The organism is Pseudomonas sp. BN411, assembly GCF_029871235.1.
Classification (GTDB): domain Bacteria; phylum Pseudomonadota; class Gammaproteobacteria; order Pseudomonadales; family Pseudomonadaceae; genus Metapseudomonas.
Genome location: NZ_SSOM01000049.1, coordinates 1 through 13,736, shown reverse-complemented (window position 1 = coordinate 13,736; position 13,736 = coordinate 1). Strand labels below are relative to the sequence as shown.

Annotated in this window: 11 protein-coding genes; 9 read left to right on the top strand and 2 right to left on the bottom strand. The window is 64.6% G+C overall.

Annotated elements, in window-relative coordinates; all coding sequences use genetic code 11:
• Positions 1 to 23 precede the first annotated feature (23 nt).
• Genes nuoG through nuoN form a run of 8 tightly spaced genes read left to right on the top strand, consistent with a single transcriptional unit; the run spans position 24 to position 9,971 of the window.
• Entirely contained in the window at positions 24 to 2,732 is a 2,709-nt protein-coding gene (gene nuoG, locus E8F06_RS06365) for an NADH-quinone oxidoreductase subunit NuoG (protein ID WP_280365335.1), read from the top strand.
• Positions 2,729 to 3,721 (top strand): NADH-quinone oxidoreductase subunit NuoH, encoded by a 993-nt coding sequence (gene nuoH / locus E8F06_RS06360; RefSeq protein ID WP_280365333.1) that lies wholly within the window; start codon positions 2,729 to 2,731, stop codon positions 3,719 to 3,721. The genes nuoG and nuoH overlap by 4 nt, the downstream gene beginning before the upstream one ends.
• An 11-nt stretch (positions 3,722 to 3,732) precedes the next feature.
• On the top strand, positions 3,733 to 4,281 hold the full coding sequence (nuoI, locus tag E8F06_RS06355) for an NADH-quinone oxidoreductase subunit NuoI (RefSeq protein WP_077524440.1): 549 nt from the start codon (positions 3,733 to 3,735) through the stop codon (positions 4,279 to 4,281).
• A gap of 10 nt (positions 4,282 to 4,291) precedes the next feature.
• Entirely contained in the window at positions 4,292 to 4,792 is a 501-nt protein-coding gene (nuoJ, locus tag E8F06_RS06350) for an NADH-quinone oxidoreductase subunit J (RefSeq protein WP_280365331.1), read from the top strand.
• Between the two features lie 3 nt (positions 4,793 to 4,795).
• Positions 4,796 to 5,104 carry an NADH-quinone oxidoreductase subunit NuoK gene (gene nuoK / locus E8F06_RS06345; protein WP_004421908.1) on the top strand — a complete coding sequence of 103 codons (309 nt, stop codon included), beginning with the start codon at positions 4,796 to 4,798 and terminating at the stop codon, positions 5,102 to 5,104.
• Positions 5,101 to 6,948 carry an NADH-quinone oxidoreductase subunit L gene (nuoL, locus tag E8F06_RS06340; RefSeq protein ID WP_280365329.1) on the top strand — a complete coding sequence of 616 codons (1,848 nt, stop codon included), beginning with the start codon at positions 5,101 to 5,103 and terminating at the stop codon, positions 6,946 to 6,948. Before nuoK ends, nuoL begins: the two co-directional genes overlap by 4 nt.
• A gap of 25 nt (positions 6,949 to 6,973) precedes the next feature.
• Positions 6,974 to 8,500, top strand: a complete 1,527-nt coding sequence (nuoM, locus tag E8F06_RS06335; RefSeq protein WP_280365327.1) for an NADH-quinone oxidoreductase subunit M — start codon at positions 6,974 to 6,976, stop codon at positions 8,498 to 8,500.
• Between the two features lie 7 nt (positions 8,501 to 8,507).
• Positions 8,508 to 9,971 carry an NADH-quinone oxidoreductase subunit NuoN gene (nuoN, locus tag E8F06_RS06330; protein WP_280365326.1) on the top strand — a complete coding sequence of 488 codons (1,464 nt, stop codon included), beginning with the start codon at positions 8,508 to 8,510 and terminating at the stop codon, positions 9,969 to 9,971.
• Between the two features lie 59 nt (positions 9,972 to 10,030).
• Here the strand turns inward: nuoN and E8F06_RS06325 are convergent, their stop codons facing one another.
• Both E8F06_RS06325 and E8F06_RS06320 read right to left on the bottom strand, forming a co-directional pair.
• Positions 10,031 to 10,210, bottom strand: a complete 180-nt coding sequence (locus E8F06_RS06325) for a hypothetical protein (RefSeq protein WP_280365324.1) — start codon at positions 10,208 to 10,210, stop codon at positions 10,031 to 10,033.
• A 154-nt stretch (positions 10,211 to 10,364) separates the two neighbouring features.
• Positions 10,365 to 11,684 carry a Na+/H+ antiporter NhaC family protein gene (locus E8F06_RS06320; RefSeq protein WP_280365322.1) on the bottom strand — a complete coding sequence of 440 codons (1,320 nt, stop codon included), beginning with the start codon at positions 11,682 to 11,684 and terminating at the stop codon, positions 10,365 to 10,367.
• A gap of 229 nt (positions 11,685 to 11,913) precedes the next feature.
• On the opposite strand from E8F06_RS06320, the gene E8F06_RS06315 reads away from it, so the two are divergent.
• Positions 11,914 to 13,736: methyl-accepting chemotaxis protein (locus tag E8F06_RS06315; protein ID WP_280365320.1), on the top strand; the 1,823-nt coding region annotated here is incomplete at its 3' end.

Genomic DNA, 13,736 nt, shown 5'->3' with positions numbered 1-13,736 from the left:
CACGGGCAGATGAAGACTGAACCATGGCCACTATCCACGTAGACGGCAAGACGCTCGAAGTCGATGGTGCAGACAACCTCCTGCAGGCCTGTCTGTCCCTCGGACTCGACATCCCCTACTTCTGCTGGCACCCGGCGCTCGGTAGCGTCGGCGCCTGCCGCCAGTGCGCGGTCAAGCAGTACACCGACGAGAACGACAAACGCGGTCGCCTCGTCATGTCCTGCATGACACCCGCCACCGACAACAGCTGGATTTCCATCGACGACGAAGAGGCCAAGCAGTTCCGCGCCAGCGTCGTCGAATGGCTGATGACCAACCACCCGCACGACTGCCCCGTGTGCGAGGAAGGCGGTCACTGCCACCTGCAGGACATGACGGTAATGACCGGCCACAACGCCCGTCGCTACCGCTTCACCAAGCGTACCCACCAGAACCAGCAGCTCGGCCCGTTCATTTCCCACGAGATGAACCGCTGCATCGCCTGCTATCGCTGCGTGCGCTACTACAAGGACTACGCCGGCGGCACCGACCTCGGCGTCTACGGTGCCCACGACAACGTCTACTTCGGCCGTGTCGAAGACGGTGTGCTGGAGAGCGAGTTCTCCGGCAACCTGGTCGAGGTCTGCCCGACCGGCGTGTTCACCGACAAGACCCACTCCGAGCGCTACAACCGCAAGTGGGACATGCAGTTCGCCCCGAGCATCTGCCAGGGCTGCTCCAGCGGCTGCAACATCAGCCCCGGTGAGCGCTACGGCGAGATCCGCCGCATCGAGAACCGTTTCAACGGCTCGGTGAACCAGTACTTCCTGTGCGACCGCGGCCGTTTCGGCTACGGCTACGTCAACCGCGAAGACCGTCCGCGCCAGCCGCTGCTGGGCAACCAGCACCTTGGTCTGGATGCGGCCCTGGACAAAGCCGCCGAGCTGCTCAAAGGCAAGCGCGTGATCGGCATCGGCTCGCCCCGTGCCAGCCTCGAAGGCAACTTCGCCCTGCGTGAGCTGGTCGGCGCCGAGAACTACTACTCCGGCATCGCCGCCCAGGAACTCGCCAACCTGCGCCTGATCCGCGACATCCTGCAGAACGGCCCGCTGCCCGTGCCCACCCTGCGCGACGTCGAGAAGCACGACGCGATCTTTGTCCTCGGTGAAGACCTGACCCAGACCGCAGCCCGCATGGCCCTCGCCCTGCGCCAAGCCGTCAAGGGTAAGGCCACCGATATCGCCGCCTCGATGAAAATCCAGGATTGGCACATGGCCGCCGTGCAGAACGTCGCCCAGGACGCGCTGAACCCGCTGTTCATCGCCAGCGTCGCCGCCACTCGCCTGGATGACATCGCCGCGGAAAGCGTTCATGCCGCACCGGCCGACCTCGCCCGCATCGGTTTCGCCGTGGCCCACGCCATCGACCCGAGTGCCCCGGCCGTGGAAGGCCTGGAAGGCGAAGCCTCCGAGCTGGTCAAGCGCATCGCCGATGCCCTGATCAATGCCAAGCGTCCGCTGGTTATCTCCGGCGCTTCCCTGGGCGAAAAGGCCCTGATCGAAGCCGCGGCGAACATCGCCAGCGCACTGAAGAACCGTGAAAAGAACGGTTCCCTCAGCCTCGTGGTGCCGGAAGCCAACAGCATGGGCCTTGCCCTGTTCGGTGGCGAATCCGTCGACGCCGCCCTCGAAGCCCTGACCGCCGGCAAGGCCGATGCTGTCATCGTTCTCGAGAACGACCTGTACCGCCGCGCCGACGCTGCCAAGGTCGATGCCGCCCTGGCAGCAGCCAAGGTCGTGATCGTCGCCGACCATCAGCAGACCGCTACTGTCGAGCGCGCCCACCTGGTGCTGCCGGCTGCCAGCTTCGCCGAAGGCGATGGCACCCTGGTCAGCCTGGAAGGCCGCGCCCAGCGCTTCTTCCAGGTCTTCGACCCAACCTACTACGACGCCAACATCCTCGTTCGCGAAGGCTGGCGCTGGCTGCACGCGCTGCACAGCACCCTGCAGGGCAAGGCCGTTGACTGGACCCAACTGGACCAGGTCACCGCGGCCTGTGCCGACAGCAGCCCGTTGCTGGCCGGCATCCGCGAAGCCGCGCCGACTGCCTCCTTCCGCATCAAGGGCATGAAGCTCGCCCGCGAACCCCACCGTTACAGCGGTCGTACCGCCATGCGCGCCAACATCAGCGTGCACGAGCCGCGTCAGCCCCAGGACAAGGACTCCGCATTCGCCTTCTCCATGGAAGGTTATGCCGGCACCAAGGAAGATCGTCAGCAGATTCCGTTCGCCTGGTCCCCGGGCTGGAACTCGCCGCAAGCCTGGAACAAGTTCCAGGACGAAGTCGGTGGTCACCTGCGCGCCGGCGACCCGGGCGTGCGCCTGATCGAAGCCAAGGGCCAGGCACTGCCCTGGTTCGGCATCAATGCCGCCTTCAACCCGTCCCAGGGCACCTGGCAGGCAGTTCCGCTGCACCACCTGTTCGGCAGCGAGGAGAACAGCTCCCGCGCCGCGCCGGTGCAAGAGCGCATCCCGCAGGCGTACGTGGCCATGGCCAAGGACGAAGCTGATCGCCTCGGCGTCAATGACGGCGCCCTGCTCGCCCTGACCGTCAACGGCCAGACCCTGCGTCTGCCGCTGGCCATCAAGGAAGAGATGGGTATCGGTCTGATCGGCCTGCCTGCCGGCCTGCCGGGTATCCCGGCCATCTTCGCCGGTGCCGTCGTCACTGCCGTACAGGAGTCCGCGCAATGAGCTGGCTGACGCCCGAACTGATCGACATCATCGTCGCCGTCCTCAAGGCCATCGTCATCCTACTGGCGGTGGTCGTGAGCGGTGCGCTGCTCTCCTGGGTGGAACGTCGCCTGCTGGGCCTGTGGCAGGACCGTTACGGTCCAAACCGCGTCGGCCCCTTCGGTGCCTTCCAGCTGGGCGCGGACATGATCAAGATGTTCTTCAAGGAAGACTGGACCCCGCCGTTCGCCGACAAGCTGATCTTCACCCTGGCGCCCATCATCGCGATGAGCGCCCTGCTGATCTCCTTCGCGGTCATTCCGGTCACTCCCACCTGGGGCGTGGCCGACCTGAACATCGGCATCCTGTTCTTCTTCGCCATGGCCGGTATCGCGGTATACGCCGTGCTCTTCGCCGGCTGGTCGAGCAACAACAAGTTCGCCCTGCTCGGCAGCCTGCGCGCCTCGGCCCAGACCATCTCCTACGAGGTGTTCCTGGCTCTGTCGCTGATGGGCATCGTGGCCCAGGTCGGTTCCTTCAACATGCGCGACATCGTTGAATACCAGGCCCAGCACCTGTGGTTCATCATTCCGCAGTTCTTCGGCTTCTGTACCTTCTTCATCGCCGGCGTCGCCGTGACCCACCGTCACCCGTTCGACCAGCCGGAAGCGGAACAGGAACTGGCTGACGGCTACCACATCGAATACGCCGGCATGAAATGGGGCATGTTCTTCGTGGGCGAGTACATCGGCATCGTGCTGATCTCCGCGCTGCTCGTAACCCTGTTCTTCGGTGGCTGGCACGGCCCGTTCGGCATCCTGCCGCAGATCCCCTTCATCTGGTTCGCACTGAAGACCGGCTTCTTCATCATGCTGTTCATCCTGCTGCGCGCATCCATCCCGCGCCCGCGCTATGACCAGGTGATGGCCTTCAGCTGGAAGGTGTGCCTGCCGCTGACCCTGATCAACCTGCTGGTGACCGGCGCCCTGGTGCTGGCCTCGGCCCAGTAAGGAGTAATGCCATGATCAAAGAAATCATCCACGTCGTGCATGGCACCTTCACCCAGCTTCGCAGCCTGGTGATGATCTTCGGCCATGCCTTCCGCAAGCGTGACACCCTGCAATACCCGGAAGAGCCGGTATACCTGCCGCCGCGCTACCGTGGCCGCATCGTCCTGACCCGCGACCCCGATGGCGAAGAGCGTTGCGTAGCCTGCAACCTCTGCGCCGTTGCCTGCCCGGTTGGCTGCATCTCCCTGCAGAAGGCCGAAACCGACGATGGCCGCTGGTACCCCGAGTTCTTCCGGATCAACTTCTCCCGCTGCATCTTCTGCGGCCTGTGCGAAGAAGCCTGCCCCACCACCGCGATCCAGCTAACCCCGGATTTCGAGATGGGCGAGTTCAAGCGCCAGGACCTGGTGTACGAGAAGGAAGACCTGCTGATCTCCGGCCCGGGCAAGAACCCGGACTACAACTTCTATCGCGTGGCAGGCATGGCCATCGCCGGCAAGCCGAAAGGCGCCGCGCAAAACGAAGCCGAGCCGATCAACGTGAAGAGCCTGCTGCCCTAAGGAGACGCGCGTGGAATTCGCCTTCTATTTCGCCGCCGGTGTGGCCGTTCTCTCCACCCTGCGTGTGATCACCAACACCAATCCGGTGCATGCCCTGCTGTACCTCATCGTCTCGCTGCTGGCGGTGTCGATGTGCTTCTTCGCCCTCGGTGCACCGTTTGCCGGCGCCCTGGAAATCATCGTCTACGCCGGCGCCATCATGGTGCTGTTCGTCTTCGTGGTGATGATGCTGAACCTCGGACCGGCAATCGCCGAACAGGAAAAGAAGTGGCTCAAACCCGGCATCTGGACCGGCCCTGCCCTGCTTTCCCTGGTCCTCTTGGCCGAACTGCTGTACGTGCTGTTCGGCAATGCCAGCGGCGCCACCATCGGTCACACCACCGTGGACTCCAAGGCAGTCGGCATCGCCCTCTTCGGCCCGTACCTGCTCGCCGTGGAACTGGCTTCCATGCTGCTGCTCGCAGCCCTGGTCGCCGCCTTCCACCTCGGCCGCCACGAAGCTAAGGAATAAGCCATGAACGCAATCCCACTGGAACATGGCCTCGCGGTCGCCGGCGTGCTCTTCTGCCTCGGCTTGGTCGGCCTGATGGTGCGCCGCAACATCCTCTTCGTGCTCATGAGCCTGGAAGTCATGATGAACGCTGCCGCGCTGGCCTTCGTGGTCGCCGGCGCCCGTTGGGCCCAGCCTGACGGTCAGATCATGTTCATTCTGGTGATCAGCCTTGCAGCCGCCGAAGCCTCCATTGGCCTGGCGATCCTGCTGCAGCTGTACCGCCGCTTCCATACCCTCGATATCGACGCTGCCAGCGAGATGCGCGGATGAACCTTCTATTCCTCACTTGCCTGTTCCCGCTGCTTGGCTGGTTCATCCTGGCCTTCTCCCGCGGGCGTCTCTCCGAAAACACCTCCGCTGTCATCGGCGTCGGCTCCGTGGGCCTGTCGGCCCTGGTCGCCGCCTCGATCATCTGGCAGTTCAACGTGGCCCCGCCGGAAGGCGGTGTCTACACCCAGGTGCTCTGGCAGTGGATGAGCGTGGCGGGCTTCGCACCCAGCTTCACCCTCTACCTGGACGGCCTGTCCCTGACCATGCTCGGCGTGGTCACCGGCGTCGGCTTCCTGATCCACCTGTTCGCCTCCTGGTACATGCGCGGTGAAGAGGGCTACTCCCGCTTCTTCGCCTACACCAACCTGTTCATTGCCAGCATGCTGTTCCTGGTGCTGGGCGATAACCTGCTGTTCCTCTACTTCGGTTGGGAAGGCGTGGGTCTGTGCTCGTACCTGCTGATCGGCTTCTACTTCAAGCACACGCCCAACGGCAACGCAGCGCTCAAGGCCTTCATCGTTACCCGCGTGGGTGACGTGTTCATGGCCATCGGCCTGTTCATCCTGTTCTTCCACCTGGGCACCCTGAACATCCAGGAGCTGATGAAGCTGGCCCCCGAGAAGTACGTGGCCGGTGACGCCTGGCTCTGGGTCGCGACCCTGATGCTGCTCGGCGGCGCCGTGGGCAAATCCGCCCAGCTGCCGCTGCAGACCTGGCTGGCGGACGCGATGGCGGGCCCGACTCCGGTTTCCGCGCTGATCCACGCGGCGACCATGGTGACCGCGGGCGTCTACCTGATCGCCCGTACCCACGGTCTGTTCCTGCTGACCCCGGAAATCCTCGAACTGGTCGGCATCGTCGGTGGCGTGACCCTGGTCCTGGCCGGCTTCGCCGCCCTGGTGCAGACCGACATCAAGCGCATCCTCGCCTACTCCACCATGAGCCAGATCGGCTATATGTTCCTCGCCCTCGGCGTTGGTGCATGGGACGCGGCGATCTTCCACCTGATGACCCACGCCTTCTTCAAGGCCCTGCTGTTCCTTGCCTCCGGTGCAGTGATCAACGCCTGCCACCACGAGCAGAACATCTTCAAGATGGGCGGCCTGTGGAAGAAGCTGCCGCTGGCCTACGCGAGCTTCATCGTCGGTGGTGCGGCCCTGGCGGCCCTGCCGCTGGTCACCGCGGGCTTCTACTCCAAGGACGAGATCCTCTGGGAAGCCTTCGCCAGCGGTCACGCCGGTCTGCTCTACGCGGGTCTGGCGGGTGCCTTCCTGACCTCGATCTACACCTTCCGCCTGATCTTCATCGCCTTCCACGGTGAAGCGCAGACCGAAGCCCACGCTGGCCACGGCGTTGCCCACTGGCTGCCGCTGAGCGTGTTGATCGTGCTCTCCACCTTCGTCGGCGCGCTGATCACCCCGCCGCTGGCCGGCGTGCTGCCGGAAAGCGTCGGCCATGCCGGTGGCGAGGCCAAGCACAGCCTGGAAATCGCTTCGGGCGCCATCGCCCTGGCAGGTATCCTGCTGGCCGCCCTGCTGTTCCTCGGCAAGCGCCGCTTCGTCAGCGCCGTGGCCCAGAGCGCCCCGGGCCGCTTCCTTGGTGCCTGGTGGTACGCCGCCTGGGGCTTCGACTGGCTCTACGACCTGCTGTTCGTCAAACCCTACCTGCTGGTCTGCCGCCTGCTCCGTCGCGATCCCATCGACGGCACCATCGGCCTGGTCCCGCGTGTAGTGAAGGGTGGCAACTTCGCCCTCAGCCGTAGCCAGACCGGCCAGCTGCGCTGGTACGCCGTATCCATCGTCGGCGGAGCCGTGCTCGTGCTCGGCGCCGTGCTGCTGACCTGAATCTTCTTAAGGAATTGAGCCCGTCATGATTCTGCCCTGGCTAATCCTGATTCCCTTCATCGGCGGCCTGCTCTGCTGGCAAGGTGAGCGCTTCGGCGCCACCCTGCCCCGCTGGATCGCCCTGCTCACCATGACCCTGCTGTTCGTCCTCGGCCTCTGGCTGTGGGCGACCGGCGACTTCACCCTGGCTCCCGCGCCCGGCACCGAGCCGGTATGGGCGCAAGAGTTCAAGGTGCAGTGGATCGAGCGCTTCGGCGTCACCATCCACCTGGCCCTGGACGGCATCTCCATCCTGATGATCGTCCTCACCGGCCTGCTCGGTGTGCTGTCCGTGCTCTGCTCCTGGCGTGAAATCCAGAACCGCGTCGGCTTCTTCCACCTCAATCTGATGTGGATCCTCGGCGGCGTGGTCGGCGTGTTCCTCGCCATCGACCTGTTCCTGTTCTTCTTCTTCTGGGAAATGATGCTGGTGCCGATGTACTTCCTCATCGCGCTCTGGGGTCATAGCGGCAGCAAGGGCAAGACCCGCATCAACGCCGCCACCAAGTTCTTCATCTACACCCAGGCCAGCGGCCTGATCATGCTGGTGGCGATCCTCGGCCTGGTGCTGGTGAACTACAGCAACACCGGCGTGCTGACCTTCAACTACGCCGACCTGCTGAAGGCCCAGCTCGCTCCGGGCACCGAGTACCTGCTGATGCTCGGCTTCTTTGTCGCCTTCGCGGTGAAGTTCCCGGTGGTTCCGTTCCACTCCTGGCTGCCCGATGCCCACGCCCAGGCCCCGACCGCGGGCTCCGTGGACCTCGCCGGCATCCTGCTGAAGACCGCCGCCTACGGCATGATCCGCTTCGCCCTGCCGCTGTTCCCCAATGCCTCGGCCGAGTTCGCGCCGATCGCCCAGTGGCTCGGTGTGTTCGCCATTGTCTACGGTGCCTTCCTGTCCTTCGCCCAGACTGACATCAAGCGCCTGGTGGCCTACTCCAGCGTGTCCCACATGGGCTTCGTGCTGATCGCCATCTACTCCAGCAGCCAGATCGCCCTGCAGGGCGCCATCGTGCAGATGATCGCCCACGGCCTCTCCGCCGCCGCACTCTTTATCCTGTGTGGCCAGCTGTACGAGCGCCTGCACACCCGTGACATGCGCGAGATGGGCGGTATCTGGAATCGCATGCCGTACCTGCCCGGCATCAGCCTGTTCTTCGCCGCCGCCGCCCTCGGCCTGCCGGGCACCGGCAACTTCGTCGGCGAGTTCCTGATCCTGGTCGGCTCCTTCCAGCAGGTACCGTGGATTGCCGTACTGGCCTCCACTGGCCTGGTGTTCGGCTCGGTCTACTCGCTGATCATGATCCACCGCGCCTACTTCGGTCCGTCGAAGAACGACAAAGCCTACGAAGGCCTGCGCTATCGCGAACTGACCATGGTCCTGGGCCTTGCCGGCCTCCTGATCCTGCTCGGCATCTACCCGCAACCGGTACTGGATACCTCCGCTGCGACCATGCATGGCGTGCACCAGTGGCTGGACTCCGCCGTCAATCAACTCGTTGCCCGGTAAGTAGGTTATGGAATTCACGACTCAACACCTGATTGCCCTGCTACCGCTGCTGGTCACCTGCGCCACCATTGTCGTGGTGATGCTGGCCATCGCCTGGAAGCGGCACCACTCCTGGACCTTCGGCCTCTCGGTCATCGGTCTGAACCTTGCCCTGCTGTCCATCATCCCGGCACTCAAGGTCGCTCCCCTGGAAGTGACCCCGCTGATGATGATCGACAACTTCGGCGCCTATTACATGGCGCTGGTACTGGCCGGCACCCTCGCCTGCGTCACCCTGATCCACGCCTACTTGGGCGGTGAATCGGGCAAGGGCTACCCGGGCAACCGCGAAGAGATGTACCTGCTGATCCTCCTGTCCGCCGCTGGCGGTCTGGTGCTGGTCACCGCGCAGCACCTGGCCGGCCTGTTCATCGGCCTGGAGCTGCTGTCCGTGCCGGTCTACGGCCTGGTGGCGTACGCCTTCTTCAACAAGCGCTCCCTGGAAGCCGGCATCAAGTACATGGTGCTGTCCGCCGCCGGTTCCGCCTTCCTGCTGTTCGGCATGGCCCTACTCTACGCCGACGCCGGCAGCCTGAGCTTCAGCCAGCTGGCCGCCGCCGGCACTTCCAACGTGGTCTCCCAGCTCGGCATCGGCATGATGCTGATCGGCCTGGCGTTCAAGCTGTCCCTGGTGCCCTTCCACCTCTGGACCCCGGACGTGTACGAAGGCGCCCCGGCGCCGGTGGCCGCCTTCCTGGCCACTGCCAGCAAGGTTGCTGTGTTCGCCGTGCTGCTGCGTCTCTACCTGCTCTCCCCGGCCACCGCCGGCGGCTGGCTGAACGACCTGCTGACCGTGATCGCCATCGCCTCCATCCTGTTCGGCAACCTGCTGGCGCTGGTACAGAACAACATCAAGCGTCTGCTGGGCTACTCCTCCATCGCCCACTTCGGCTACCTGCTGGTGGCGCTGATCGCGAGCAAGGGCCTGGCCGTGGAAGCCATTGGTGTCTACCTGGCCACCTACGTGCTGACCAGCCTGGGCGCCTTCGGTGTCGTGACCCTGATGTCCACCCCCTACAGCGGCCGTGACTGCGACGCCCTGTACGAGTACCGCGGCCTGTTCTGGCGCCGTCCGTACCTGACCGCCGTGCTCACCGTGATGATGCTGTCGCTCGCCGGCATCCCGCTCACCGCAGGCTTCATCGGCAAGTTCTTCGTGATCGCTGCCGGTGTCGAATCCGGCCTGTGGTGGCTGCTGGGTGCCATGGTCCTGGGCAGCGCCATCGGCGTGTTCTACTACCTGCGCGTCATGGTCACCCTGTTCCTGGTGGAGCCGAACCTGCGTCGTCACGATGCGGACCTGCACTGGGCCCAACGCGCCGGCGGCATCATGCTGCTGTTCGTAGCCCTGCTGGCCTTCTTCCTCGGTGTCTACCCGCAGCCGCTGCTGGACCTGGTCCATCACTCCGGCCTGGTGGCCCTGGCCAACTAAGGCAAGCCCGCAAAACAAAAAACCCGGCCAAGCGCCGGGTTTTTTCTTGTTCGCTGAAATCAGCTCAGGGCTTCTTTTCCGGTTGGGCGCCATGCCCCCGTCTTGTTATCGAACCATGCGCTTGCGTCTACCGACCGGTGCAATTGCAGGTCAATGAAGGCCAGGCTGACCGTCTGGATATAGGTGCCTTGCTGCGCATCGAAACGCTCATGCAAACCACCGCCGAGCTTGTGGCCCACGGCCGGCGGCCACCTTGCGGTCCGCCACTGCGCCCGTCTCCACAAGCGACATTGTCGACAGCGGCGCCAGAAAGCACAGCGGGGTTGCCGATTTCTCGGCAACCCCGCATCTACTGGGTCGAAATGATTAAGCGAACGCCCGTGCTGACGTGCGCTAGAGCACCATCGCCGCAACCCAGCCGAAGGCCAGCAGCGGCAGGTTGTAATGCAGGAAAGTGGGCACCACGGTGTCCCAGATATGGTTGTGCTGGCCATCCACGTTCAGGCCTGCGGTCGGGCCCAGGGTGGAGTCGGACGCGGGAGACCCGGCGTCGCCCAGCGCACCGGCGGTGCCGACGATGCTGACGATCGCCAGCGGGCTGAAGCCGAGCTGCACGCACAGCGGCACGAAGATCGCCGCGATGATCGGCACGGTGGAAAAGGACGAACCGATGCCCATGGTCACCAACAGGCCCACCAGCAGCATCAGCAGCGCCCCCAGCGGCTTGCTGTGGCCGATCCAGCCGGCCGAAGCATCCACCAGGGTCGCCACCTGGCCGGTTTCGCGCATCACCTCGGCAAAGCCCGACGCGGCGATCATGATGAAGCCGATCATGGCCATCATCTTCATGCCCTCGGTGAACAGGTCGTCCGCTTCCTTCCAGCGCACCACGCCCGACAACGAGAAGATCACGAAGCCCAGCAGCGCACCGATGATCATCGAGTCCAGCCAGAGCTGCACCACGAACGCAACCAGGATGGCCACGCCGGCCACGCCGAGGCTCATCGGGTTGTAGGCGACGCTCACCTGCTCTGCCTGGGCGATGCGCTCCAGGTCATAGGTGCGCCTGCCGCGATAACTGACGAACACCGCGATGAACAGGCCCGCGACCATACCCAGCGCCGGTATCAACATCGCCTCGGTGACATTCACACCGGTAACGTCGACGCCACTTTTCACCACATTCGCCAGCAGGATCTCGTTCAGGAAAATGTTGCCGAAGCCCACCGGCAAGAACATGTAGGGCGTGATCAGGCCAAAGGTGATCACGCAGGCGATCAGCCGGCGGTCGATGGAAAGCCGCGTCAGTACGTAGAGAAGAGGAGGAACCAGCAACGGGATGAAGGCGATGTGGATCGGCAGGATGTTCTGCGAGGAGATCGCCACGCACAGCAGCAGGGCGACCAGCAGCCATTTCAGTGCATTGCCGCCGTTGGCCTCCTGGCGGCCCACCAGGGCCAGGGCCTTGTCCGCCAACGCATGAGCCAGGCCGGAACGCGCAATGGCCACGGCGAATGCGCCCAGCAGCGCGTAGGACAGTGCCACGGTGGCGCCGCCACCCAGCCCCTTGTTGAAGGCCGCGAGAGATCCGTCGATCCCAAGGCCGCCGACCAGGCCACCCACCAGTGCGCCAATGATCAGGGCCACCACAACATGCACCCGGCACAGGCTGAGGACCAGCATGATCCCCACCGCCGCCACTACCGCATTCATCGCCTCTCCTCAGCTTTCCAGGCCATGCCGGCCGCGAAAAAAGCGCGCACTCTGCCCAAACCGGGAGCGACTGTCAAAAGCGTTCGGAATATTGGGCGTACTGTGCATAATTCTTGCCTGCAAATTGCGCCCTCGTGCATTCCGCACGGCTATTCGTCGTCTTCGCGTCAAGAAATTGCCGTCCGTGCCGACAACGAATGAAGTTCCGACGAGACAGAAGGAAGTCCCAATGCCGTTCAATCGCCTGTCCATCCAGTGGAAAATCACCCTGCTAACCGGCCTCTGCCTGCTGGCCATCGTGACCCTGCTGGTCGGTTCGTCCCTCTACCAGTCCAAGCGCAGCGCCAGCCTGGTGAAGGCCGACAGTAGCCGGATGCTCGACCAGAGCGCCCGTCAGCGCCTGCAGGCCCGCGCGGAGTTGCAGGCCATCCGCATCCAGCGCTACTTCATGGACAACTACCAGTACGGCAAGGGCTTCTCGCGCCAGGTGCTGTTCCTCAAGGAACAGGCGGAAAAGCGCTTCCTCGACGCCTTCGACCTGCGTGAGGACCTGACCCGCCAGGTCCGCACCAGCCTGGAAGCCAATCCGGAAATCCTCGGCCTCTACCTGGTCTTCGAACCCAACGCCCTGGACGGCAAGGACGAACTCTTCGTCGACCAGGCGGAACTGGGCAGCAACGACAAAGGCCGCTTCTCTCTTTATTGGGCCCAACCCACCCCCGGCAAACTGGAGTCGGAATCCATGACCGAGGAGCTGCTCGCCGACAGCAGCACCGGCCCTAGCGGCGCGCCCTACAACGCCTGGTACACCTGCCCGATGAAAACCGGCCAGGCCTGCGTGCTGGACCCCTACTTCGATAACGTCGGTGACCGCCAGGTGCTGATGACCAGCATCGCCTTCCCGCTGCAGCTCAACGGCAAGACCGTCGGCGTCATGGGCCTGGACATCAACCTGGAAAGCCTCCAGCAGCTGAGCATGTCCGGTAACCACGAGCTGTATGACGGCAACGGCCACGTCAGCATCCTCAGCCCGGCCGGCCTGCTCGCCGGCCACAGCCGCGACGCCAGCTTGCTCAGTGCAAAGCTGGAAAAAGCTTTTGGCGAAAACGCCAGTGAACTGGCCGGCAACCTCCAGGCCGGTAAAACCGTGGAGCTCCAGCACAACGGCATGCTGCGGGTGATGCAACCGTTCAAACCGATCCCCACCGCCGCGCCCTGGAGCGTGCTGCTGGAAGTACCGGAAAAGGTCCTGCTCGCGCCGGCACTGGAGCTGGACGCCAAACTCGATTCGCAGAACCACACCGCCAACCTCGTCGGCCTGCTGATCGGCCTCGTCGCCGGCGTCGCCGGCCTGCTGCTGGTGTGGCTCACCGCCCGGGGCGTGACCCGGCCGATCCAGGGCGTGGCCAGCATGCTCAAGGACATCGCCAGCGGCGAAGGCGACCTGACCCGCCGCCTGGACTACGCCCGCCAGGACGAACTGGGTGAGCTGGCCGGCTGGTTCAACCGCTTCCTCGACAAGCTGCAGCCGATCATCGCCGACGTGAAACGCTCGGTGCAGGACGCCCGCGGCACCGCCGACCAATCCGCCGCCGTGGCCAGCCAGACCAGTGCCGGCATGCAGCAGCAGTACCGCGAAGTCGACCAGGTGGCCACCGCCTCCCACGAGATGAGCGCCACTGCCCAGGACGTCGCCCGCAGCGCCGCCCAGGCCGCCGAAGCCGCCCGCGGTGCCGACCATGCCACCCAGGAAGGCCTCGGCGTGATTGGTCGCACCACCAGCGCCATCGAGCAACTGGCCAGCGAAATGAGCGCGGCCATGGAAGAGGTGCAGGCGCTGGCCAACAGCAGCGAGCAGATCGGCTCGGTGCTGGAAGTGATCCGCGCCATCGCCGAGCAGACCAACCTGCTGGCGCTCAACGCCGCCATCGAGGCGGCGCGGGCCGGTGAGGCCGGGCGCGGCTTCGCGGTGGTGGCCGACGAGGTGCGCAACCTGGCCAAGCGCACCCAGGACTCGGTGGAGGAAATCCGCCAGGTGATCGAAGGCCTGCA